The sequence below is a fragment of the Burkholderia sp. Bp9016 genome (genome assembly GCF_003857765.1).
Classification (GTDB): Bacteria; Pseudomonadota; Gammaproteobacteria; order Burkholderiales; family Burkholderiaceae; genus Burkholderia.
Genome location: NZ_QTPY01000019.1, coordinates 94,611 through 117,346, shown reverse-complemented (window position 1 = coordinate 117,346; position 22,736 = coordinate 94,611). Strand labels below are relative to the sequence as shown.

17 protein-coding genes and 1 tRNA gene are annotated in these 22,736 nt (G+C 67.3%); 14 read left to right on the top strand and 4 right to left on the bottom strand.

Annotation, left to right across the window (positions count from 1 at the left end):
* Positions 1 to 8 precede the first annotated feature (8 nt).
* The 4 genes from DIE13_RS22965 (at position 9) to DIE13_RS22950 (ending at position 3,748) form a co-directional block, all read left to right on the top strand.
* Positions 9 to 998 (top strand): beta-propeller fold lactonase family protein, encoded by a 990-nt coding sequence (locus tag DIE13_RS22965; protein ID WP_124829418.1) that lies wholly within the window; start codon positions 9 to 11, stop codon positions 996 to 998.
* A 16-nt stretch (positions 999 to 1,014) separates the two neighbouring features.
* Entirely contained in the window at positions 1,015 to 1,989 is a 975-nt protein-coding gene (locus tag DIE13_RS22960) for a sterol desaturase family protein (RefSeq protein ID WP_124829417.1), read from the top strand.
* A gap of 119 nt (positions 1,990 to 2,108) precedes the next feature.
* Positions 2,109 to 2,936, top strand: coding sequence for an EI24 domain-containing protein (locus DIE13_RS22955; protein ID WP_124829416.1), 828 nt, complete (start codon positions 2,109 to 2,111; stop codon positions 2,934 to 2,936).
* On the top strand, positions 2,933 to 3,748 hold the full coding sequence (locus DIE13_RS22950; RefSeq protein WP_124829415.1) for a molybdopterin-binding protein: 816 nt from the start codon (positions 2,933 to 2,935) through the stop codon (positions 3,746 to 3,748). The genes DIE13_RS22955 and DIE13_RS22950 overlap by 4 nt, the downstream gene beginning before the upstream one ends.
* Before the next feature lie 125 nt (positions 3,749 to 3,873).
* Here the strand turns inward: DIE13_RS22950 and DIE13_RS22945 are convergent, their stop codons facing one another.
* Positions 3,874 to 4,338 (bottom strand): rhodanese-like domain-containing protein, encoded by a 465-nt coding sequence (locus DIE13_RS22945; protein WP_098555464.1) that lies wholly within the window; start codon positions 4,336 to 4,338, stop codon positions 3,874 to 3,876.
* Between the two features lie 406 nt (positions 4,339 to 4,744).
* Between DIE13_RS22945 and glnA the strand changes: the two genes are divergently transcribed.
* From glnA to DIE13_RS22920, 4 genes are all read left to right on the top strand, one after another.
* Positions 4,745 to 6,160, top strand: a complete 1,416-nt coding sequence (glnA, locus tag DIE13_RS22935) for a type I glutamate--ammonia ligase (RefSeq protein WP_124829413.1) — start codon at positions 4,745 to 4,747, stop codon at positions 6,158 to 6,160.
* 161 nt (positions 6,161 to 6,321) lie between these two features.
* Positions 6,322 to 7,464 (top strand): nitrogen regulation protein NR(II), encoded by a 1,143-nt coding sequence (gene glnL / locus DIE13_RS22930; protein WP_175720780.1) that lies wholly within the window; start codon positions 6,322 to 6,324, stop codon positions 7,462 to 7,464.
* Between the two features lie 43 nt (positions 7,465 to 7,507).
* Positions 7,508 to 9,034, top strand: a complete 1,527-nt coding sequence (gene ntrC, locus DIE13_RS22925) for a nitrogen regulation protein NR(I) (RefSeq protein ID WP_124829412.1) — start codon at positions 7,508 to 7,510, stop codon at positions 9,032 to 9,034.
* An 80-nt stretch (positions 9,035 to 9,114) separates the two neighbouring features.
* On the top strand, positions 9,115 to 11,241 hold the full coding sequence (locus tag DIE13_RS22920) for a prolyl oligopeptidase family protein (protein ID WP_124829411.1): 2,127 nt from the start codon (positions 9,115 to 9,117) through the stop codon (positions 11,239 to 11,241).
* 25 nt (positions 11,242 to 11,266) lie between these two features.
* On the opposite strand, the gene xth is transcribed toward DIE13_RS22920, so the two are convergent.
* On the bottom strand, positions 11,267 to 12,043 hold the full coding sequence (gene xth, locus DIE13_RS22915; protein WP_124829410.1) for an exodeoxyribonuclease III: 777 nt from the start codon (positions 12,041 to 12,043) through the stop codon (positions 11,267 to 11,269).
* A 183-nt stretch (positions 12,044 to 12,226) separates the two neighbouring features.
* Here xth and DIE13_RS22910 point away from each other — a divergent pair.
* The 5 genes from DIE13_RS22910 (at position 12,227) to DIE13_RS22890 (ending at position 18,340) form a co-directional block, all read left to right on the top strand.
* Positions 12,227 to 12,303: transfer RNA gene (locus DIE13_RS22910), tRNA-Met, on the top strand.
* 190 nt (positions 12,304 to 12,493) lie between these two features.
* Positions 12,494 to 13,012 carry a sigma-70 family RNA polymerase sigma factor gene (locus tag DIE13_RS22905; protein WP_124829409.1) on the top strand — a complete coding sequence of 173 codons (519 nt, stop codon included), beginning with the start codon at positions 12,494 to 12,496 and terminating at the stop codon, positions 13,010 to 13,012.
* Positions 13,009 to 13,974 (top strand): FecR domain-containing protein, encoded by a 966-nt coding sequence (locus DIE13_RS22900; protein ID WP_124829408.1) that lies wholly within the window; start codon positions 13,009 to 13,011, stop codon positions 13,972 to 13,974. The genes DIE13_RS22905 and DIE13_RS22900 overlap by 4 nt, the downstream gene beginning before the upstream one ends.
* A 113-nt stretch (positions 13,975 to 14,087) precedes the next feature.
* Positions 14,088 to 16,547: a TonB-dependent receptor gene (locus DIE13_RS22895; protein WP_124829407.1), complete on the top strand. Its 2,460-nt coding sequence runs from the start codon at positions 14,088 to 14,090 to the stop codon at positions 16,545 to 16,547.
* Between the two features lie 8 nt (positions 16,548 to 16,555).
* Positions 16,556 to 18,340 carry an alpha/beta hydrolase-fold protein gene (locus DIE13_RS22890; RefSeq protein WP_124829406.1) on the top strand — a complete coding sequence of 595 codons (1,785 nt, stop codon included), beginning with the start codon at positions 16,556 to 16,558 and terminating at the stop codon, positions 18,338 to 18,340.
* Positions 18,341 to 18,498: 158 nt separating this feature from the next.
* Here the strand turns inward: DIE13_RS22890 and DIE13_RS22885 are convergent, their stop codons facing one another.
* Positions 18,499 to 19,191: an aspartate/glutamate racemase family protein gene (locus DIE13_RS22885; protein ID WP_124829405.1), complete on the bottom strand. Its 693-nt coding sequence runs from the start codon at positions 19,189 to 19,191 to the stop codon at positions 18,499 to 18,501.
* Between the two features lie 184 nt (positions 19,192 to 19,375).
* On the opposite strand from DIE13_RS22885, the gene dinB reads away from it, so the two are divergent.
* Positions 19,376 to 20,545 carry a DNA polymerase IV gene (gene dinB, locus DIE13_RS22880; protein WP_124829404.1) on the top strand — a complete coding sequence of 390 codons (1,170 nt, stop codon included), beginning with the start codon at positions 19,376 to 19,378 and terminating at the stop codon, positions 20,543 to 20,545.
* 67 nt (positions 20,546 to 20,612) lie between these two features.
* On the opposite strand, the gene DIE13_RS22875 is transcribed toward dinB, so the two are convergent.
* Positions 20,613 to 22,700 carry a M3 family metallopeptidase gene (locus tag DIE13_RS22875; RefSeq protein WP_124829403.1) on the bottom strand — a complete coding sequence of 696 codons (2,088 nt, stop codon included), beginning with the start codon at positions 22,698 to 22,700 and terminating at the stop codon, positions 20,613 to 20,615.
* Positions 22,701 to 22,736: the final 36 nt, after the last annotated feature.

Genomic DNA, 22,736 nt, shown 5'->3' with positions numbered 1-22,736 from the left:
GAGTCTTCATGCGCACTTTCCTTTCTTTCGGCCGCACGCTCGCGCTGGCCGCCGCCGTACTGGCGCCCGCCGCACACGCGAATAACGTGATCGTCCTCAACTCGGCCGAAGCGACGCTTTCCCTGATCGATCAGCAGACCCGCCAGGTCGTCTCCACGATGCCAACCGGCAAGGAGCCGCACCACCTGATGATTACGCCCGACAATTCGTCGCTGATCGTTGCAAATTCGGTCTCGAACAGCCTGATGTTCCTCGATCCGAAGACGGGCAAGCTGCAGCGCACCGTCGAGGGGATCGACGATCCGTACCAGCTCGGCTTCTCGCCCGACCGCAAGTGGTTCGCGGCGGCCGGGCTGCGGCTCGACCGCGTCGACATCTACAGCTACGACGGCCGCGACCTGCACCTCGCGAAGCGCGTGCCGCTCGAAGTCATGCCGAGCCACCTCGCGTTCACGAAGGACAGCAAGACGCTGCTCGTGTCCCTGCAGGTGTCCGGCGAGATCGCGGCGATCGATCTGCCGACGCAGACGGTCAAGTGGAAGATGAAGGTCGGCAAGGTGCCGGCGGGCCTGTGGCTCACGCCGGACGACAAGTACCTGCTGGTCGGGATGACCGGTTCGGATTACGTCGCGGTGGTCGACTGGCGTAACCAGAAGGTCGTCAAGCAGATCGTGACGGGCAAGGGTGCGCACAACTTCCGTTCGCTCGCCGACGGCACGCACGTCGCGGTCACGAACCGGGTCGCGAACACGATCAGCATCATCGACGAGAACACGCTCACCAACGTCGGCGACATCACCGGCCTGCTGCCGGGGCCGGACGACATGGAGCTGTCCGCCGACAAGAAGACGCTGTGGGTGACGTTCCGCTTCGCGAAGAAGGTCGGTATCATCGACCTGCCGTCGCGCAAGCTGGTGCAGACGATCTCCGTCGGCCGCTCGCCGCACGGGATCTACTTCTACGACCGCGCGCCGTGGAAGGCTGCGAACGGCGCGTGACGGACGGAGGCGAACGATGCTGCACCTGATCGATGCATTCGTGTCGAATATCCAGACCTGGCTGTACGTCGACGTCGTGCAGCCCCTCCTCTTCAAGTTCAACCTGATGGACTATGACGAGGACACCTACGACGCACTGTACTGGGTCATCATCGGCGCGCTGCAGATGGTGCTGATGTTCGCGCTGCTGCGCCCACTCGAGGCGCTCGCGCCCGTCGAGCGCTGGAAGAACCGCCGCGCGGTGCGGGTCGACGTGATCTACACGGCGATCTCCAAGCTCGGCATCTTCACGCTGTTCTTCTTCTTCGCGCTGCAGCCGGTGTTCGACAACTTCCAGGCGTGGCTGCGCCTGCATGGCGTCGCGAACTTCAACCTCGACTATCTGTGGCCGGGCGTCACGTCGAAGCCGATCGTCTCGTTCGCGATCTACCTCGTCGTGCTCGACTTCGCCGGCTACTGGTATCACCGCTGGCAGCACAAGTTCGGCATCTGGTGGGAACTGCACGCCGTGCATCACAGCCAGCGGCAGATGTCGCTGTGGTGCGACGATCGCAACCACCTGCTCGACGACGTGATCCAGTCGTGCTTCTTCGCGGCGATCGCGCTCGTGATCGGCGTGACGCCGTCGCAGTTCGTCGTGCTGACCGCGTTCACCAACTTCCTGCAGAGCATCCAGCATACGAATGCGCGGCTGTCGTTCGGCCGGCTCGGCGAGCGGCTGCTCGTGAGTCCGATCTTTCACCGGCGCCACCACGCCGTCGGCTACGGCCACGAAGGCACCAAATACGGCTGCAACTTCGGCGTGCTGTTCCCGTGGTGGGACATGATGTTCGGCACCGCGTCGTGGAACCGCACGGTCGAGCCGACCGGCATCCGCGAGCAGGTCGAAGGCGTGTCCTACGGCGAAGGCTTCTGGGCGCAGCACGGCCTCGCGTTCGTGCGCATCTTCCGGCGTCTCTTTCCGGCGAAGCGCGGCGCGGCATCGGCCTGATCCGGTCTTTCCCCGTTGAACGGCGTTCCCACACGGCCCGCATGTGCTTTGGCGCATGCGGGCCGTGTGGTTTATCCTTTCCCCGTTTTTCTTCGTCAATACAGGCACCAAAGGCTCGCATGAACGACTTGCTGCGCTCCCTTGTCCGGGCGCTCGTCAGCGCGCTGCACCCGCGCATGCTGTGGCTCACCCTGATGCCGTTCGTCGTGTCGGCGCTGCTATGGGGCGTCGTGTTGTGGTTCTCGTGGCAGACCCTGATCGACGCCGCGCGCGGCGCGCTCGACGGCTTCGTGCTGACGGCCGCGCTGTACCGCGCATTCGACGCGATCGGGATGTCGCAGCTGCATGCGGTCATCGCGCCGTTCGTCGTCGTGTCGCTGGCGATTCCGCTGATCGTGCTGACCGTGCTGCTGCTGATTGCGACGATTTCGATGCCGGTCGTGATCAAGCATCTGTCGAGCCGGCAGTTCGCCGCGCTCGAGACGAAGCGCGGCGGGACGTTCTTCGGCAGCGTGTTCAATTCGCTCGGTGCGGCGATCGTCGGCGTCGTGCTGCTCGTCGTCACGATCCCGCTGTGGCTGATTCCGCCGTTCTTCGCGCTATTGCCGCCCGTGATCTGGGGCTGGCTCACGTACCGCGTGATGACCTACGACGCGCTCGCGCAGCACGCGAGCCGCGACGAGCGCCGCACACTCGTGCGGCAGCATCGTTGGCCGCTGATCGGCATCGGCGTCGCGACCGGACTGCTCGGCACCGTTCCGACCTTCGTGTGGGTCTCGTCGGTCTGGATGATGGTGCTGTTCCCGTTCGTCGCGGCGGCCATGATCTGGGTATACGCTTTCATCCTCGTCTTCTCGGCGCTGTGGTTCGGGCACTATTGCCTGCGCGCGCTGGAAGACCTGCGCGCGAGCTCGCGCGCCACCGCAATCGACATGGGGCAGGCATGAGCATCGGCATCATCATCATCGGCGACGAAATCCTCTCGGGCCGCCGGCAGGACAAGCATCTGGCGAAGGTCATCGAGCTGCTCGGCGCGCGCGGCCTCGCGCTCGACTGGGCCGAATACGTCGGCGACGATCCGGCGCGCATCACCGCGACGCTGGCGCGCGCGATCGCATCCGGCGACATCGTGTTCTCGACGGGCGGGATCGGCGCGACGCCGGACGACCACACGCGCCAGTGTGCCGCCGCCGCGCTCGGTGTGCCGCTCGAGCTGCATCCGGAAGCGAAGGTGCTGATCTCGGAGCGCATCCGCGAGACGCACACCGATCCGGCCACGCCGGTCAACTTCGATTCACCGGAGAACCAGCACCGCTTCAACATGGGCGTGTTCCCGGTGGGTGCTGCGATCATCCCGAACGGGTACAACCGGATTCCCGGCTTCTCGGTCGGCAATCTGCACTTCGTGCCGGGCTTTCCGGTGATGGCGTGGCCGATGATCGAATGGGTGCTCGACACGAAGTACCGGCATCTGCATCACGCGAGCCCGCACGCGGAGCGCTCGCTGTACGTGTTCGAACTGCCGGAATCGACGCTCACCCCGCTGATGGAAAGGGTCGAGCGCGACTTCCCCGGCGTGCGTGTGTTCAGTCTGCCGAGCGTGGGCGACGCCGAGCGCGGCGGGATCTACGCGCGCCGGCATATCGACCTCGGCGTGAAGGGCGAGCCGGAGGCGGTCGCGGCCGCGTTCGTGAAGCTGCGCGAAGGCGTCCACCTGCTCGGCGGCGACATCGTCGAGCCGGACGCGCCGCGGGCCTGAGCGGCCGCCGATCCGGCCGCTCCCGGCCGCTCAAAAGGCACGGGCCGCGCAACGCGGCCCGTCATCGGGGTGTCATCGCCCGGCTTGACGATGTCGCAGTCGGGCGCGGCGGACGGCAGGCGCGCTCAGGCGCCGATCCACGGCAGTTTCCGGAAGCACCAGCCGTCGACGGTCTTGCGATGGCCTTCGGCATCCTTCGCGCCTTCGAAGCCTTCGAGCAGGTCGAGCGCCTTCGTGAAGCCGGCCTGCGCGGAGGCGACCGCGGCGAGCTTCGAGCGCGCGGCGCTGCGGCACAGGAACAGCACGGGCGCGTCGGGTGCGATGGCTGCCTTCAGTTCGTTGACGAATTCGGCGTTCGGCACGCCGCCCGGGTAGCGCGTCCATTCGATGTGCAGGTACTGGCCGTCGCCCACGAGCGGGCGGCCGATCCAGTCGAGCTCGGCGCGGGTGCGCACGTCGACGAGGCGGGCCGACGGGTCGAGCTGCAGCAGTTCGAATGCCTCGACCGGCAGCAGGGCGCCGGCATAGTTGAGCGAGCCCTGGGTGCGGCGTTCTTCGGCCTTGGCGTAAAGCTGGTCGAGCGTACTCATGGCAGGAGGTCTCCGTATCGGTCAAACGAGCATTCTAGCGCGCTGCCGCTGCATGGATGTCCGGGCGCCGTGCGGGGCATGCACCGCCCACGCGCTCACCAAAAGAGTGCAGAATGGCATATGTGCACCAGAACGATTCCATTCCGTCGGTGCGTTGCGGCGATTGCACCATTACGGTGCGATCTGTCGGCGGGTGCCGCGGTGCGTGGCCCCGGAATTGCGCAGCCGGGCCCCGCTACGGCGCGGGCCGGCGCGATTCTCGCCGATTCGGCGCAGCGCTGGCATGGAAGCTGCTATATAGAATTCGGTCGACCCGGAGCGCGCTGCGCCAAAGCCAGACTCCGGGCAGCTCGATAAACGAGGCGGTTCCCAGTCCGCCGGAATTGTTCAATCAGGAGAAGAGGTTATGAGTAAAACCGTCGCCGACGTCATGCAGCTCGTGAAGGACGAGGACGTCAAGTTTGTCGATTTCCGCTTCACGGATACGCGCGGCAAGGAACAGCACGTGTCGGTGCCGGTTTCGGCGTTTGACGAAGACAAGTTCGAGAGCGGTCATGCATTCGACGGTTCGTCGATCGCTGGCTGGAAGGGTATCGAGGCGTCGGACATGCTGCTCATGCCGGACCCGAACGCTGCCTTCATCGACCCGTTCTATGAAGAGTCGACCCTGGTGCTGACCTGCGACGTGGTCGAGCCGGCCGACGGCAAGGGCTACGAGCGCGACCCGCGTTCGCTCGCGAAGCGCGCTGAAGCGTACCTGAAGAGCACGGGCATCGGCGACACCGCCTACTTCGGTCCGGAACCGGAATTCTTCATTTTCGACTCGGTCCAGTGGAACACGGACATGTCGGGCTGCTTCGTGAAGATCAACTCGGAAGAAGCGCCGTGGTCGTCGGGCAAGGAATTCGAAGGCGGCAACACGGGCCACCGTCCGGGCACGAAGGGCGGCTATTTCCCGGTCGCGCCGGTCGACACGTTCCAGGACATGCGTTCGGAAATGTGCCTGCTGCTCGAACAGCTCGGCATCCCGGTCGAAGTGCACCACCACGAAGTGGCGGGCCAGGGCCAGAACGAAATCGGCACGAAGTTCTCGACGCTGGTCGAGCGCGCCGACTGGACGCAATGGTCGAAGTACATCATCCATAACGTCGCGCACTCGTACGGCAAGACGGCGACGTTCATGCCGAAGCCGGTCGTCGGCGACAACGGTTCGGGCATGCACGTTCACCAGTCGATCTGGAAGGACGGCCAGAACCTGTTCGCGGGCAACGGCTACGCCGGCCTGTCGGAACTGGCGCTGTTCTACATCGGCGGCATCATCAAGCACGCTCGCGCGCTGAACGCGATCACGAACCCGACGACGAACTCGTACAAGCGTCTGGTCCCGCACTTCGAAGCACCGGTCAAGCTGGCTTACTCGGCACGCAACCGTTCGGCATCGATCCGCATTCCGCACGTGTCGAACCCGAAGGGCCGCCGTATCGAAACGCGCTTCCCGGATCCGATGGCGAACCCGTACCTGTTGTTCTCGGCACTGATGATGGCGGGTCTGGACGGGATCCAGAACAAGATCCATCCGGGCGAAGCAGCGGACAAGAACCTGTACGACCTGCCGCCGGAAGAGGATGCAAAGATCCCGACCGTCTGCGCGGGCCTCGACCAGGCACTGGAAGCACTCGACAAGGATCGCGAGTTCCTGACGCGCGGTGGCGTGTTCACCGACGGCATGCTCGACGCATACCTGGGGCTGAAGGAGCAGGAGCTGGCGAAGTTCCGCATGACGACGCACCCGATCGAGTTCGAGATGTACTACTCGCTGTAATCGGCGATGGCGCTTCGATTCAGCGCCGTCATGCCGGTTCGTTCCCGTCGCGCGGCCTGCGGCGGGAACCGCGGAGTCTGAAAGGGGACGGCGTCCAGCCGTCCCCTTTTTGTTCCGGGCATTTTCATTTTTCCGACTCGGTGAGGCGCGACGACAGCACGATGGCTCTGAAGAATCTGATCAAGGCGAAGACGGGGCAGCCCGAGCGACTGACGGAAGACGAGCGGCTCATGCACTCGGGCCTGCTTGCGGGGCTGGAAGCACTGCCGACGGTCGTGATCGTGCTCGACCGCAAGACGCTGCGGGTTGTGTTCGCGAACCCGTCCGCGGAGGCGATGCTCGACCTCTCGCGCCGGCAGCTCGCGCAGCGGCCGTGGGGCGAGATTTTTCCGAACGCGAACGAACTCGCGTCGACGATCACCGCGATCGGCGAGGAGCGCTTTCACGCGACGCATCTCGACACGGTGCTCGACCGGCCCGGCCACGAGGCGCTGCACGTGCATGCGATCGTCGGCTTCCTCGAGACCGCGCCCGATTTCGTGCTCGTCGAGCTGTTCGAGAACGAACGGCAGTCGCGCACCGATCGCGAGGAGCGCATCCACGACCTGACCGCGGTCAACAAGCAACTGATTCGCAACCTCGCGCACGAGATCAAGAACCCGCTCGGCGGCATTCGCGGCGCAGCCCAGCTGCTCGAATTCGAACTGAGCGAGCGGGAGCGCGGCGAGTTGCGCGAATACACGCAGGTGATCATCAAGGAGTCCGACCGCCTGCAGACGCTCGTCGACCGGTTGCTGGAGCCGCATCGGCATCCGCACATCGTCGGCGATGTGAACATTCACGAAGTGTGCGAACGCGTTCGCGCGGTGATGCTCGCGGAATTTCCGCGCGGGCTCACGATCGAGCGCGACTACGACGTGAGCGTGCCGGACCTGCGCGGCGACAAGGAGCAACTGATCCAGGCGCTGCTGAACATCGTACGCAATGCCGCGCAGGCGCTGCGCGAGCGGATCGCGCAGGGCGACGCGAAGATCGAGTTGCGCACGCGCGTCGCGCGCAAGGTGACGATCGCGAAGCGCCTGTACAAGCTGGCACTGGACTTGCACGTGGTCGACAACGGGCCAGGCATTCCGGAAGAGATCCGCGACCGGATCTTCTATCCGCTCGTGTCCGGCCGCGACGACGGCAGTGGCCTCGGCCTCACGCTCGCGCAGACCTTCGTGCAGCAGCACGACGGAATGATCGAGGTCGAGAGCCGGCCCGGACGTACCGAGTTTCAGATTCTGCTGCCGCTCGACCATTGAGCGGCAGTGCGATTTACCGGATTCACCAATATCTGACCGACCTATGAAGCCGATCTGGATAGTAGACGACGACCAATCGATCCGCTGGGTGCTTGAAAAGGCGCTCGCCCGGGACAGCTTCGCGACGAAGAGCTTCGCGAACGTGCGCGATGCGCTGGCCGCACTCGATCACGAGACGCCGCAGGTGCTCGTGTCCGACATCCGGATGCCGGGCGGCTCCGGCCTCGAGCTGCTGCAGGCGATGCACGAGCGCTTGCCGGGTCTGCCCGTCATCATCATGACGGCGTTCTCCGACCTCGACAGCGCCGTCGCGGCGTTCCAGGGCGGCGCGTTCGAATATCTCGCGAAGCCGTTCGACGTCGACAAGGCCGTCGAGCTGATTCGGCGCGCGGTCGAGGAAAGCCTGCGCGGCGGCGCGCCGCAGGACGAGCGTGTCGCCGAGGCGCCCGAAATGCTCGGCCAGGCGCCCGCGATGCAGGACATGTTCCGCGCGATCGGTCGCCTGTCGCATTCGGCCGCGACCGTGCTGATCACTGGCGAATCGGGCACCGGCAAGGAGCTCGTCGCGCGTGCGTTGCACCGTCACAGCCCGCGAGCGAACGGCCCGTTCATCGCGCTGAACACCGCGGCGATTCCGAAGGATTTGCTCGAATCCGAATTGTTCGGCCATGAGCGCGGCGCGTTCACCGGCGCGCAGACGACACGCCAGGGCCGCTTCGAGCAGGCCGAGAACGGCACGCTGTTTCTCGACGAAATCGGCGACATGCCGTTCGACCTGCAGACGCGTCTGTTGCGCGTGCTGTCGGACGGCCAGTTCTATCGCGTCGGCGGCCACAACCCGCTGCGCGCGAACGTGCGTGTGATCGCCGCGACGCACCAGAATCTCGAGGCGCGCGTGCGCCAGGGGCTGTTCCGCGAAGACCTTTACCACCGGCTCAACGTGATCCGGCTGCGGTTGCCGCCGCTGCGCGAACGCAGCGAGGACATCGCGCTGCTCACGCGCCACTTCCTGCAGAAGAGTGCGAGGGATCTCGGCGTCGAGCCGAAGCGCGTGTCCGACGAGGCGCTCGCGTACCTGACGTCGCTGGCGTTTCCCGGCAACGTGCGGCAGCTCGAGAACCTCGCGAACTGGCTGACCGTGATGGCGCCCGCGCAGACGGTCGAGATCAAGGACTTGCCGCCCGATCTCGTGCCGGCTGGCGCGCCGGTGGCCGCAACAGCCGACGGCGCGGATACGCACGGCGGCAGCGCCGTCGCCGCCGGCGACGTGGCGCACACACAGCCGGCACTCGGTGCCGCACCGCTGACGGCTGCGCTCGTCGCGGCCGTACCGAACGGCGCACCGGCCGGCTATCCGATGTGGGAGAACGGCCTGCGTACCGAAGTCGCCCGGCTGTTGCGCGAGAATTCGGGCGGCGTGATGGACGAACTCGCGCGCCGCTTCGAGGCGGCCGTGATCCGCGAGGCGCTCGACTTCACGCGTGGCCGCAAGGTCGAGGCGGCGGAGCGGCTCGGCATCGGTCGCAACACGATCACGCGCAAGATCCAGGAACTCCACCTGGAGCCGTAAGCACCGCGCGCGGCATGCGCGGACATCGCGCATGCCGCGATCGGACATAATCTCGGTTTGCCGTCACGTGCGCTTCCGTCATGTCCGATTCCTTCCGCTGGCCCGCCGGGGCCGATCCGTTCCGTTTTCTCGAAGCACTCGACAGCAAGCGCGCCCGCGCGTGGGTCGACGAGCAGAATGCGCGCACGCGTGTCGCGCTGCGCGACGACGATGCGTATCGCGCGCTTGCCGCGCGGCTCGCACAAGCGTATCTGCCGCGCGAACGCCCGGTAATCCCGACTCGCTGGCGCGACTGGGCGTATGACCTGTGGCAGGACGATCTCCATCCCAAAGGACTGTGGCGCCGCGCGCGCTGGGACGACTGGCGCGCCGGCCGGCCCGACTGGGAAACGCTGCTCGACGTCGATGCACTCGGCGCGCAGGAGGGCGAGTCGTGGGTGTTCGAGCAGGACACGATCCTGTATCCGGACGGCGACCGGGCGCTGTTGTCGCTGTCGCCGGGTGGCGCCGACGCGGTCGTCGTGCGCGAGTTCGATCTCGTGCGGCGCCGCTTCGTCGACGGCGGTTTCACGATCGACGCACCGGGGCATCACACGGTCGGCTGGATCGACCGCGATACCGTCTACGTAAGCTGGGATCGCGGCGCAGCGCATGCGACCGCGGCCGGCTATCCGTACGAAGCGCGACGCTGGGTGCGCGGCACGCCGCTCGAGGATGCGCCCGTCGTGTTTCGCGGCGAACCCGACGACATCAGCGCGGGCGCGTGGTTCGATCCGATCGACGGCCGCCACGTCGCTTGGCGCAGCGTGGACTTCTTCGATGCGCATTCGTACTGGCTGACCGACGCCGGCGAATGGGCGCGCTACGACGTGCCGACGCATGTCGAGGTCGGTTTCTGGGAAGGCTGGCTGGTGCTGGAGCCGCGGCTCGACTGGGACTGCGGCGGCGTGCATCACGCGGGCGGCTCGCTGCTCGCGATCCGCGAGCAGGCGTTCCTGGCCGGGTCGCGCGAATTCACGACGCTGTTCGAGCCGCGACCGTCGACGTCCGCGTGCACGTGGACGCACACGCGCACCATGCTGATCGCGAGCTGGCTCGACGACGTGCACAACCGCACGATGCTTTGGCAGCCGGCGCAGCGCGACGATGGCGCATGGGCGTGGAACGCGCGGCCGTTCGACTGGCCGGGCGACGCGCAGATCGATGTCGAGCCGGTCGAGTCGACGCTGAACGACGAAGTGTATGTGGACGCTGACACCTGCGTCGATCCGCCCGAATGCTGGCTCGCCGATCTGGCCGATCTGGCGGCCGACGCGCCGTCGCGCCGCGTGCTGCTCGACCGTCCGCCGGTGCGCTTCGATGCGGCGGGACTCGTCGTGCGCCGCGCGAACGCGCGCTCGCGCGACGGCACGATCGTCCCGTACACGCTGATCGGCCCGCGTGATGCACTGGATGCGCTCGATGCACCGGATCGCCCCGATGGCACGCCCCGCGTTGCGCGGCCGTGCCTGCTGTCAGGCTATGGCGGCTTCGCGATTCCGAACCTGGCGGGTTATAGCGATGCGCTGGGTATCGCATGGCTCGAACGCGGCGGTGTCGCGGCGTTCGCGCACATCCGCGGCGGCGGCGAATTCGGGCCGGGCTGGCACGTCGACGCGCAGCGCGAGCGTCGGCAGCATTCGTTCGACGACTTCATCGCGGTGGCCGAGGATCTGATCCGCACCGGCGTGACGACGGCCGCGCAGCTCGGGATCGAGGGCGGGAGCAATGGCGGGCTGCTGGTCGGCGCGTGCATGGTGCAGCGCCCGGAACTGTTCGGCGCGGTATTGTGCCGCGTGCCGCTGCTCGACATGCGGCGCTACCCGAAGCTGCACGCGGGTGCTGCGTGGCTCGACGAGTACGGCGATCCGGACGATCCGCGCGAAGGCGCGGCGCTCGCCGCCTATTCACCGTATCACCGCGTGAGCGAAGGCGTCGTGTATCCGCCGCTGCTGCTCACGACGTCCACGCGCGACGATCGCGTGCATCCCGCGCATGCGCGCAAGATGGCCGCGCGCATGCATGCGCTGGGTCACGAACGGGTGTGGTACTGGGAGAACACCGACGGCGGCCACGGCAGCGCCGACGATCTGGAGCGTGCCGAATCCGATGCGGCGGAATTCGGCTTCCTGTGGGCCCATCTCGGGCCCGCGCCCGTGCGCGGTTGAGCGTGGGCGCGAGCGGGTGGGGCGCTTAGCCGACGATCGCGACGACGGGTGTGTGGTCGGACGGCTGTTCCCACGTGCGCGGCACGCGGTCGACCTCGCACGACGTGCAGGTTTCCGCAAGCGCTGGCGACAGCAGGATGTGGTCGATGCGCAACCCCGCGTTGCGGCGGAACGCGAACATCCTGTAGTCCCACCACGTGAAGGTCTTCTCGGGCTGCTCGAAGCGGCGGAACACATCGACGAAGCCGAGCTCGATCAGTTTCGCGAAGTGCGCGCGCTCCTGCGGCGACACGAGATTCTGGCCTTCCCATTTCGCCGGGTCGTGCACGTCGCGATCTTCGGGGGCGATGTTGAAGTCGCCGAGCAGCGCGAGTTTCGGATGGCGTTGCATCTCGGCGCTCAGCCATGCGTGCAGCGCCTCGAGCCACTGCATCTTGTAGACGAACTTGTCGGAGTCGGGCGCCTGGCCGTTCGGGAAATACGCGGACACGATGCGCACGCCGTCGACCGTCACCGCGACGACCCGCTGCTGCGGGTCCTCGAAACCGGGGATGTTGCGCACGACGTCCGATTCGTCGACGGCGAGCGTGTCGCGCACGATGATCGCGACGCCGTTGTAGGTCTTCTGACCCGTGAACCAGCTGCGGTAGCCGGCCGCTTCCAGATCGGCGCGCGGGTATTTCTCGTCCGGCAGCTTCAGTTCCTGCAGGCACAGCACATCGGTTCCGCTTTGCGCGAGCCAGTCGAGCACGTGCTGCTTGCGGACGTTGAGCGAGTTGACGTTCCAGGTGGCGATTTTCATGAACGGGGGAGTGCGTGCGGGGTGAATGCGAAGGCCGCCATCTTACCGCGAGCGCGGGGAGCGAACATGCGCGACACGCGGCGCGGAGCAGGTGCCGCGCATCGCGGCCTCGACGGCTTGTAAAGAAATTGTGACAAAAGTATTGACGTGAGTACTTCCTCACCCTATAATTTATTTCTCTGACGCGGGGTGGAGCAGTCTGGCAGCTCGTCGGGCTCATAACCCGAAGGTCACAGGTTCAAATCCTGTCCCCGCAACCAAGCACACCAGACGATGTGCCGCGCAAGTGACCGATGCGCGCTTCGTCGACAGGAACCCGGCCCCGTGCCGGGTTTTTTGTTTTCCGGCCCGGAATGTCGACATTCGATCCGTGTTCCCGCTTGCCACGCCGGTTCTTCATCCCATAAAATTAATGAGAATCATTATCATTAATGGGGCGTCGGGAAACGGATGGGCGTCGTCGAAAGCCATGCGCAGCGGGATTTCCGCGCGCTCTACAACGATCACCACGGGTGGTTGCGCGGCTGGCTGCGCAAGCGCCTCGGCAATGCGTGCGACGCGGCTGACCTCGCGCACGACACTTATCTGCGCGTGCTCGCGTCCGGTGCGACGCCGCGGCCGGACGATTCGCGCCGCTATCTGACGCAGATCGCGAACGGCCTCCTGATCGATCTCTATCGGCGGCGTCGCATCGAATCTGCCTATCTCGACACGGTGCGGCACCTGCCGGAGCCCGAAACCCCTTCTCCCGAAACCCGCGCGCTCGTGATCGAGGCGCTGTGCGAAATCGACGCGATGCTTGACCGGCTGTCTCCCAACGCGCGCACGGCGCTGCTGCTGTGCAAGCTCGACGGGTTGACCTATCGCGAAATCGCGGCGCGGCTCGGCGTGTCGGTGTCGTCGGTCGAGAAGTATGTCGCGGCCGCGCTGCGTGCCTGCTACGCGGTGCTTTACGGGAGCGCGGCATGAGCGGGCCGATTGCCGACGCATTGCCCGATGCGGTCGTCGAACGGGCGATCGCATGGCTCGCCCGGCTGTGGTCCGGCGACGCGACCGACGACGACCGGCAAGGCTGTGCGGCGTGGCGTGCCGAACATCCTGACCACGAACGCGCCTGGCAGCGGCTCGCTGGCATCGACGCGAAGTTCGGCAGCGTGCCGGCCGACACGGCGCGCGGCGTCCTGCTCGCACGGCCGGCCCGGCCCGCGCGCAGGCGCGCGATGCGGGCGCTCGGCTGGGCAATCACGTTCGGCGGCGCGAGCTACGCGGTGCGCGGCACGCGCGCATGGCAGACGGTCACGTCCGACTACGCGAGCGAGGTTGGCGAAGTGCGCGATCTCACGCTGGCGGACGGCACGCGCATGTGGCTCGATACCGCGAGTGCGATCGATGTGCGTTTCTCTGCGCGCGAGCGGCGCATCGTGCTCGTGCGCGGCGGCCTCTATATCGAGACCGCGCACGACGCGTCGGGCCGACCGTTCAGGGTCGAGACACGGCAGGGCGTCGCGCGCGCGCTCGGCACGCGCTTCACGGTGCGCGAAGCCGGCCCGTACGCACACGTCGACGTGCTCGGCGGCGCGGTCGAGATCCGCCCGGCGCGCGCGCCCGAGCACACGTTGCGCGTCGATGCGGGCGAGGCCGCGCGTTTCGATGCGGACGGCGTCGTGTTGCACGGGCCGGCCGATGCGCACCCGAACGCGTGGACGCAGGGCCGGCTGATCGCCGAACGCATGCGCGTCGACGCATGGTGCGCCGAACTCGCGCGCTATCGGCCCGGCGTCCTGCGCTGCGATCCGTCGCTCGCACGGCTGTCGGTGTCGGGCGTGTTTTCCCTGACCGAGTCTGACCGCTCGCTCGCGAGCTTGCGTCAGGCGCTGCCGGTCGAGGTCGTCTACCGCACCCGCTACTGGGTCACGGTTGTGCCGCGCTGAACGCCGGCACGGCGCCGCCCCAAAAAACACGCGCGGCGATTGAGGGTTTCCGCGGTTCGTTCGGAATACACGATGCACCTTCGCAACATTCCGAACCCAAAGGATTCTTCATCATGGCGTTCCGCCGGTTTTCCCCGTCAGCAGCTTTTCGTCCCGACAGCCGGCCCGCGCGCCGCCGCGCCGCGTCGCGCGCTCTCGAACCGGCGCTCGCCGCCACGCTGGCGCTCGCGATGCCGATCGGCGCGCAAGCGCAGCCCGACGATCTGCCGTCGCGGGTCGAGATCGACGAGCGGCGTGCGTACGCGATCTCCGCCGGCCCGCTCGATGTCGTGCTGAACCGTTTCGCGGTGGCGGCCGGCGTCGAACTGGCGAGCGACGCGGCGCTCACACGGCAACTGACGAGCGATGGGCTGAACGGGCGCATGAGCGTCGCGGAAGGCTTCGCGCGCGTGCTCGCGCCGCACGGTCTCGAAGCGGTGCGCACGAACGGCGGCTACCTCGTGCGGCAGCGCGCAACCGCGCCGGCCGCGGGCGCGACGCTGCCGGCGATCGTCGTGAATGCGCGCGCGGATGCGTTGCCCGAGGCGTACACGGGCGGACAGGTTGCACGCGGCGGCCGGCTCGGCATGCTCGGCAACGCCGATTTCATGGACGCGCCGTTCAACATCACGAGCTATACGTCGGCACTAATCGAGAACCAGCAGGCTGGCACTGTCGCCGACGTGCTGGAGAACGACCCGTCGGTGCGCTTCACGACGTCGACCGGCCACGTGGTCGAGAACTACACGATTCGCGGCTTCAACGTGATTGCCGACGATCTCGCGTTCAACGGAATGTACGGGCTCGCGCCGTACGGGCATTCGCCGACCGAATTCGTCGAGCGCATCGAAGTGCTGAAAGGGCCGAACGCGCTCCTGAACGGCATTTCGCCGAGCGGCGGCGTCGGCGGGGCGATCAACCTCGTGCCCAAGCGCGCGGGGGAGGTGCCGCTCGCACGGCTCACCACCGACTACGTGTCGGACGGGCAGTTCGGTGTACATGCGGATCTCGGCCGGCGCTTCGGCGACAGGAATCAGGTCGGCATTCGCGTAAACGGCGCGTATCGCGACGGCCGCACGACGATGAGCGGGCAGAACAAGAAGCGCGAGCTCGCATCGCTCGCGTTCGACGTGAAGGGCGAGCGCGCACGCTTCTCGCTCGACGCGTATACCGACACCGAGCGTTTCGACAACGGCAGCCCGTGGATGGCGTCGTTCGCGAGCCAGGTCGTGAGCCCGCCGTCGCCCGGCACGAACCTGCTGCATGGCGCTTGGGGCAAGCTCGACAATCAGGCCGTCGTCGCGCGCGGCGAACTCGATCTGACCGACCGGATTACCGCTTACGCGGGCATCGGCGGCCTCAGCTACCGCTACTCGGGCTTCATAAACGGTACGCGTGCCGGCGCGATCCAGCCGAACGGCGACTATCGCGCGGTGACCTACAACCAGAACGGCTACACCGACACGACGTCGATCGAGGCGGGGGCGCGCGCCCGATTCCGCACGGGGCCCGTCAGCCATCAGGTATCGCTCGGCGTGACGTCGCTGCAGATCGAGTCCGGCACGGTCAACCGGACGAGCGCGACGTTCGCATCGAACATCTACGCGCCGATCGATCCGCCGCTCGCGCTGGCGCCGGGCTCAGCGCCGAAGACGTCCGAGGCCGCGCTGACGAGCGTCGCGCTGGCCGACACGCTGTCGTTCGCGCGCGAGCGCGTGCAACTGACGCTTGGTCTGCGCAGCCAGCGCGTCCACGCGAAAAACTATGCGGCCGCGACCGGGCTGAAGACCGCGGACTACAACGAGACCGCGCTGACGCCGGCATTCGCGCTGGTCGTTCGGCCGTTCGGGGCCGACGTGTCGCTGTACGCTAACTATGTCGAAGGGCTGACGCAGGGCGACACCGTCTCCGACGTCACGGCGAATAACTACGGCCAGATGTTCGCGCCGTACAAAAGCAAGCAGGTCGAGGTCGGCGCGAAATGGGAAACGGAAACCTTCGCGAACACGCTATCGCTGTTCCAGATCACGAAGCCGGGCATGCTGAAGGACGTGGCGACGAACCTGTACAGCGCGGACGGCGAGCAGCGCAACCGCGGCGTCGAGTGGAACGTGTTCGGCGAACTGGTGCCGCGGCTGCGCGTGCTGGGCGGTGTCGCCTATACGCAGGCGCTGCTCACGCATACGGCCGGCGGCGCGTATGACGGCAACACGGCGTACGGCGTGCCGAAATGGACCGCCAACCTCGGCCTCGAATGGGATGCGCCGTGGGTGCGGGGGCTGACGCTCTCCAGCCGCGCAGTGGCGACGAGCGCTCAGTTCGTCAACTCGACGAACACGCAGCGGATTCCCGGCTGGACCCGTTTCGATCTCGGCGCGCGCTACGCGACACAGGTCGCCGGCAAGGCGGTCGTATTGCGCGGCGCGGTCGAGAACGTCGCGAACCGCACGTTCTGGGCAGGCTCCTTCAACGACGGCTTCGTCACGCAGAATGCGCCGCGCACCTTCAAGGTGTCGGCCACCGTTGACTTCTGAGGTGCACGATGACGATATTGCGGAAGCGGATGAGGCGCACGGTGCGTGCGTGGGGAGCCGGCGTCGCGCTGGCGGCGCTCGGGATGGCGCTCGGTCCGGCGACCGCGCGAGCCGAAGGGGCGTTCGCGGCGGGCGATGCCGTGACCGGCAGCCTGTCGCGCGAACCGGCGATGCACGCGTTGACGCTCGATGCGGGCACGTTCGTGCAGGGCCGCGTCGACGGCGTGGCGGCGAATGTCGATCTCGTCGCGCGCGACGGTTCGCACCTGCGTCGGCTTGTGACGGCCGACGGGCAGTCGCGCGATTTCATGTTCGTCATACCGGCGGACGGGCGATATGCGCTGCGGGTCTCGGCCCCCGACGCTGTCGCGCCGCCGCTTGCCGGCGGGCCTGCGTACCGGCTTGCGATCGAGAGCAGTGTGCCGCGCGCGCGGCAGCACGCGCCGGTGCCCGGCATCGCGAGCCCGCGCATCGCGAGGCTAGCCACCGAGCTCGCTGCAGGCGGCACGACCGATGCGTTCTGGCGCGACGTTGCCGCAAGCGGCGCACCGCTCGTCGAGTCGGCGCCCGCGCAGCCCGCGCGCACCGACGCGACGATCGCGCGCGGACTGAACCCGCCCGACGAAGCGACGCGGCTCGTGACGTTCCTGTGGCGCGGCGCGCGCGACAACGTGCGGTTGCTCGGCAGCCCGTCGGGCGAGCACGACCCGCTGCTGCACCTGCCGGGCAGCGACGTCTGGTATCGCAGCTACGTCGTGCCGGCGACCACACGCCTCAGCTACCTGCTTGCGCCCGACGTGCCTGAACTCGATCTCGACGACGGCGCGCGCCGCCGCGCGATTCTCGCCACCGCGCAGCGCGATCCACTCAATTCGCATGCGTTCATGCACGCCGTGCCCGATCCGTACCAGGGCAAGTCGGTGCTGGAATTGCGCGATGCGCCGCAGCAGCCGTGGATCGCGCCGCGCCGGGACGTGGCGGCGGGCACGCTGAGCGCGCATCGGTTCGCGAGCGCGCTGCTCGGCAATACGCGCGACGTCTACCTGTACCGCCCGGCCGGCTATCGCGCGGACGATCCCGAGCGCGCGCTCGTCGTGGTGTTCGATGCGCACGCGTATGTCGATACGGTGCCCACGCCGACGATCCTCGACAATCTGATTGCCGAGGGGCGTGTGCCGCGCACGGCCGCGATCATCGTCGGCAATCCGGATAGCGCGACGCGCGGCCGCGAACTGCCGCCGAATCAGGCGTTCGCGCGCTTTCTCGCCGAGGAACTGATGCCGTGGGCGCGCGCCGAGGGTGTGAGCGCGCCGGCGGCGCGCACCGTGATCGCGGGGTCCAGCTACGGCGGGCTCGCGTCCGCTTACGCGGCGCTGCGTTATCCGGCGCTGTTCGGCAACGTGCTGAGCCAGTCGGGCTCGTTCTGGTGGGCGCCCGCGCAAGGCGACGCGCGCACGCGTGCGGCCGGCTGGCTGACGCGTGAATATGCGGCACGCGAGCGATTGCCGGTGCGCTTCTATCTGGAAAGCGGCCGGTTCGAGGATGGCAAGGGGCCGGCCGGCATCGGCACGACGAGCCGCCATCTGCGCGACGTGCTGCAGGCGAAAGGCTATGCGGTGCGTTATGCGTCGACGGCGAGCGGCCACGACTATCTGCACTGGCGCGGGTCGCTCGCGTGCGGTTTGATCGCGCTGATCGGCGTGCCGGGGCAGGGTGAGCGGGCGCCGTTCGGCGAAGCGTGCCCGTTCGAGACGAACGAGGCTCGACGCGAGTTGACGGGCGGGGCGTCGTGACGTCGTGCGGGAGGGAGACGGCGATTCATCCGGAGGGCGCCGTCGCATGCAGGCGCCCGCGGGTGTTCCGCACGTGCGCGATCGACGACGAGGGCAAGTCACTCGTCATGCCCACCGCGCACCCATCCCGAAGACCGTGTCATTTCACCTTGCGCCGCTCAACCCGCCGCCCATTCGACTGCAGCCTTCGCATGCAGCGTGGTCGTGTCGAACACCGGCAGCGGCGAATCGCCGGCGCCGATCAGCAGCGTGATTTCCGTGCAGCCGAGGATCACTGCTTGCGCGCCTCGTTTCGCGAGCGATTCGATGATCCGGACATACGCCGTGTGCGATTCGGGAGCAATGATGCCGTGGCATAGCTCGTCGTAGATGATCCGGTGCACGTCGTCGCGGCCGCTCTCGTCCGGCACGAGCACGTCGAGGCCGAACTTCGTGCGCAGCCGTTCCGCATAGAACGGTAGCTCCATCGTGTAGCGCGTGCCGAGCAGTGCGACGCGCTCGATGCCGGCCGCGCGCAACGCCGCGCCCGTCGGATCGGCGATATGCAGGAACGGCAGCGCGACCGCGGTTTCGATCGCGTCGTGCACGCGATGCATCGTGTTGGTCGTCAGCACGACGAGATCGGCGCCGGCCGCTTCGAGCTGACGCGCGGCATCGGCCATCCGTTCGCCGAGCGCAGCCCAGTCCTGTGCGCGCTGCAGCGCTTCGATCTCCGCGAAATCGACCGTGACCAGCACGCTCTTCGCGTTGTGATGGCCACCGTGCAGTGCCTTCGAATGGCGATTGATCATCCGGTAATACTCGGCCGACGATTCCCAGCTCATCCCGCCGATCAGTCCGATCGTCTTCATCCGTCACCTGTGCGTTTCTTCTCTCTTGGCAGACGAGTATAGGGGCCGGCTCTCGCGCGCGGGCGGTACGGTCCGCGCGAAGCGGACCAGTACGGTGCGGCCGGCCGGCGTCTCGGCCCGGGGCGGCCTGCGATAGTCGAGCGACGGCTGAACGCGGCAGTACGCGACAGTTGAAACGATCACTGTGTTTTTGTACAGTATCGTCACCGTGAATCCGATCATCATCCCACCTGCCGATCCGGGCGCGCCGCTGCCGGGCGTGCGCAAGATCATCCACTGCGATTGCGACTGCTTTTACGCGTCGGTGGAGATGCGCGACGACCCGTCGCTGCGCAACCGGCCGCTCGCGGTCGGCGGCCGGCCTGACCAGCGCGGCGTGATCGCGACCTGCAACTACGAGGCGCGGCGCTACGGCGTGCATTCGGCGATGTCGTCGGCGCTGGCGATGCGCAAATGTCCGGACCTGTTGATCCTGCCGTCCGCGATGGACAAGTACCGCGCGGCGTCGCGGCAGATCATGGCGATCTATCGCGACTACACGCACGACGTCGAGCCGCTGTCGCTCGATGAGGCGTACCTCGACGTCAGCGGTTCCGGACTGTGCCAGGGCAGCGCCACGCTGATTGCGCGGGAAATCCGCCGGCGCGTGTACGACACGGTCGGCGTGACGGTGTCGGCCGGCGTCGCGCCGAACAAGTTCATCGCGAAGATCGCGTCGGACTGGAACAAACCCGACGGCCTGTTCGTCGTGCGTCCGCATGAAGTCGACGCGTTCGTCGCGGCGCTGCCGGTGCGCAAGCTGCATGGCGTGGGCAAAGTGACGGCCACGCGACTCGACCGGCTCGGCATCCAGACCTGCGCGCAGTTGCGCGACTGGTCGCTGATCGACCTGCATCGCGAGTTCGGCGCGTTCGGCAGGCGGCTGCACCAGTTGGCGCGCGGAATCGACGAGCGGCCGGTGCAGGCCGATCAGGAACGCAAGTCGGTCAGCGTCGAGACGACCTACGTGACCGACCTGACGACACTCGAGCAATGCGCGGACGAAATCCGCCGCCTCGTCGTGCAGCTCGATGCGCGCATCGAGCGTGCGGGTGCGACTCGCTCGATCCGCAAGCTGTACGTGAAGATCCGCTTTGCCGATTTCCAGCGCACGACGGTCGAATGCGTGGCCGACGCGACGAATGCGCAGACGGCCGTCACGCTGCTCGCGAAGGGGCTGCAGCGGCGTGCGCAAGCTGTGCGGCTGCTGGGCGTCGGCGTGCGTATCGACGAAGATACGGCCGCGCGTCACGGGCAGTTCTCGCTGTTCGACGATGACGCCGACGAAACCGGCGACGAAACGCCGGCACCATGAAAAAGGCACCGCCGAAGCGGTGCCTTGTTTCGATCCGCCCGGCGACCCAGGCAGGGCGGCGGCGCGCTCAGTGCGCCGGCGCAGCCATCCCGTTGTGACGCAGCAGCGCGTCGATTTCCGGCTCGCGGCCGCGGAACGCCTTGAACGAGTCCATCGCCGGGCGGCTGCCGCCGACTTCGAGGATTTCGCGGCGATAGCGCGTGCCGGTTTCCGCGTCGAGCACGCTGCCGCTTGCGGCGGCCGCTTCCTCGAACGCCGCGTACGCGTCGGCCGACAGCACTTCGGCCCACTTGTAGCTGTAGTAGCCGGCCGCATAGCCGCCCGCGAAGATATGGCTGAACGTGTTCGGCCAGCGCGAGAACGCGGCCTGCGGGATCACGTGGTAGCGCTCGTTGATCTCGCGCGCGAACGCGTTTACGCCGGTGGCACCCGCCGGATCGAAGTCGACGTGCAGCAGCATGTCGAACATCGAGAACACGATCTGGCGCAGCGTGCCGAGCCCGCTCTGGAAGTTCTTCGCGGCGATCATCTTGTCGAACAGCTCGCGCGGCAGCGAGGCGCCCGTGTCGACGTGCGACGACATCGACGACAGCACGTCCCATTCCCAGCAGAAGTTTTCCATGAACTGCGACGGCAGCTCGACCGCGTCCCATTCGACGCCGTTGATGCCCGACACGCCGAGCTCGTCGACGCGCGTGAGCATGTGATGCAGCCCGTGGCCGAATTCATGGAACAGCGTGATGACTTCGTCGTGCGTGAAGCACGCGGGTTTGCCGCCGACCGGCGCCGAGAAGTTGCAGGTCAGGTACGCGACCGGCGTCTGCACGGCGCTGCCGCGCTTCGCGCGCGCACGTGCGTCGTCCATCCACGCACCGCCGCGCTTGCCTTCGCGTGCGTACAGGTCGAGGTAGAACTGCGCGACGAGCGAGCCGTCGCGATTCTCGACGCGGAAAAAGCGCACATCCTTGTGCCATACCGGCGCGTCGTCCGGCTTGATCCGCACGCCGAACAGCGTTTCGGTGACGTTGAACAGGCCCTTCAGCACGGCCGGTTCCGGGAAGTACTGCTTCACCTCGTTTTCCGAGAACGCGTAGCGCTGCTGGCGCAGCCGTTCGGCCGCGAACGCGACGTCCCACGGCGCGAGTTCGGTCAGGCCGAGTTCCTTCGCGGCGAACGCGCGCAGCTCGTCCCAGTCCTTGTCCGCATGCGGGCGGGCGCGCGTTGCCAGATCCTCGAGGAACGAAATCACCTGCTGCGGCGATTCGGCCATTTTCGGCGCGAGGGACACCTCGGCGAAGTTGCGGTAGCCGAGCATCTGCGCTTCTTCGCGGCGCAGCTTCAGTTCATCGGCGACGATCGCCGTGTTGTCCCACTCGGCCTTGCCGCCGCCATACTGCGGCCCGAGCTCCGACGCGCGGGTCGCATAGGCGCGGTACAGCGTCTCGCGCATCGCGCGGTTCTCGGCGTACTGCAGCACCGGGAAGTATGACGGGAAGTGCAGCGTGAATTTCCAGCCTTCCTTGCCTTCCTTCTGCGCGGCTTCACGCGCCGCTTCGATCGCGTCGCCCGGCAGGCCGGCGAGCTCGGCCTCGTCCTGCGCGAAATACGCGTATGCGTTGGTCGCGTCGAGCACGTGATCGGAGAACGCCTTCGACAGCGCGGCCTGCTGTTCCTGCAGTTCGGCGAAGCGCGGCTTCTGGTCTTCGGGCAGCTCGGCGCCCGACAGGCGGAAATCGCGCAGTGCGTTGTCGAGGATCTTCTTGCGCTCGACGGACAGCGTCGCGTATTCGGCGCTCGCGGCGATCGCCTTGTACTTCTCGTACAGCGCGAGGTTCTGGCCGACGCTCGACCAGAATTCGGTCACGCGCGGCAGGTTCTCGCCGTAGGCGGCGCGCAGCTCTGGCGTATCGGCGACTGCGTTCAGGTGGCCGATGACGCCCCATGCACGTCCGAGCGGCTCCGTCGCCTGCTCGACCGTCTCGACGATATCGGCCCAGGTCGCCGGCGTCGCGGGCGCGCTCGCGGTGTCGACCGCGCGGTTGGCGGCGTCGAGCAGCGTGTCGAGCGCGGGCGTCACGTGTTCCGGGCGAATCTCGCCGAAGCGGGGCAGGCCGGAGAAATCGAGGAGCGGATTGGTGTTGGCGCTGGCGGACATTAAGACTCCCTGTCTGTTGCCGGATGAACCGGGGTG

Coding starts and splice junctions, on each gene's coding strand:
- DIE13_RS22900 (WP_124829408.1), top strand. CDS start 13,009: ATGAGCGGGCCGATTGCCGACGCATTGCCCGATGCGGTCGTCGAACGG.
- DIE13_RS22920 (WP_124829411.1), top strand. CDS start 9,115: ATGTCCGATTCCTTCCGCTGGCCCGCCGGGGCCGATCCGTTCCGTTTT.
- DIE13_RS22945 (WP_098555464.1), bottom strand. CDS start 4,338: ATGAGTACGCTCGACCAGCTTTACGCCAAGGCCGAAGAACGCCGCACC.
- glnA (WP_124829413.1), top strand. CDS start 4,745: ATGAGTAAAACCGTCGCCGACGTCATGCAGCTCGTGAAGGACGAGGAC.
- DIE13_RS22905 (WP_124829409.1), top strand. CDS start 12,494: ATGGGCGTCGTCGAAAGCCATGCGCAGCGGGATTTCCGCGCGCTCTAC.
- DIE13_RS22885 (WP_124829405.1), bottom strand. CDS start 19,191: ATGAAGACGATCGGACTGATCGGCGGGATGAGCTGGGAATCGTCGGCC.
- DIE13_RS22965 (WP_124829418.1), top strand. CDS start 9: ATGCGCACTTTCCTTTCTTTCGGCCGCACGCTCGCGCTGGCCGCCGCC.
- glnL (WP_175720780.1), top strand. CDS start 6,322: ATGGCTCTGAAGAATCTGATCAAGGCGAAGACGGGGCAGCCCGAGCGA.
- DIE13_RS22875 (WP_124829403.1), bottom strand. CDS start 22,700: ATGTCCGCCAGCGCCAACACCAATCCGCTCCTCGATTTCTCCGGCCTG.
- ntrC (WP_124829412.1), top strand. CDS start 7,508: ATGAAGCCGATCTGGATAGTAGACGACGACCAATCGATCCGCTGGGTG.
- DIE13_RS22895 (WP_124829407.1), top strand. CDS start 14,088: ATGGCGTTCCGCCGGTTTTCCCCGTCAGCAGCTTTTCGTCCCGACAGC.
- DIE13_RS22955 (WP_124829416.1), top strand. CDS start 2,109: ATGAACGACTTGCTGCGCTCCCTTGTCCGGGCGCTCGTCAGCGCGCTG.
- xth (WP_124829410.1), bottom strand. CDS start 12,043: ATGAAAATCGCCACCTGGAACGTCAACTCGCTCAACGTCCGCAAGCAG.
- DIE13_RS22950 (WP_124829415.1), top strand. CDS start 2,933: ATGAGCATCGGCATCATCATCATCGGCGACGAAATCCTCTCGGGCCGC.
- DIE13_RS22890 (WP_124829406.1), top strand. CDS start 16,556: ATGACGATATTGCGGAAGCGGATGAGGCGCACGGTGCGTGCGTGGGGA.
- DIE13_RS22960 (WP_124829417.1), top strand. CDS start 1,015: ATGCTGCACCTGATCGATGCATTCGTGTCGAATATCCAGACCTGGCTG.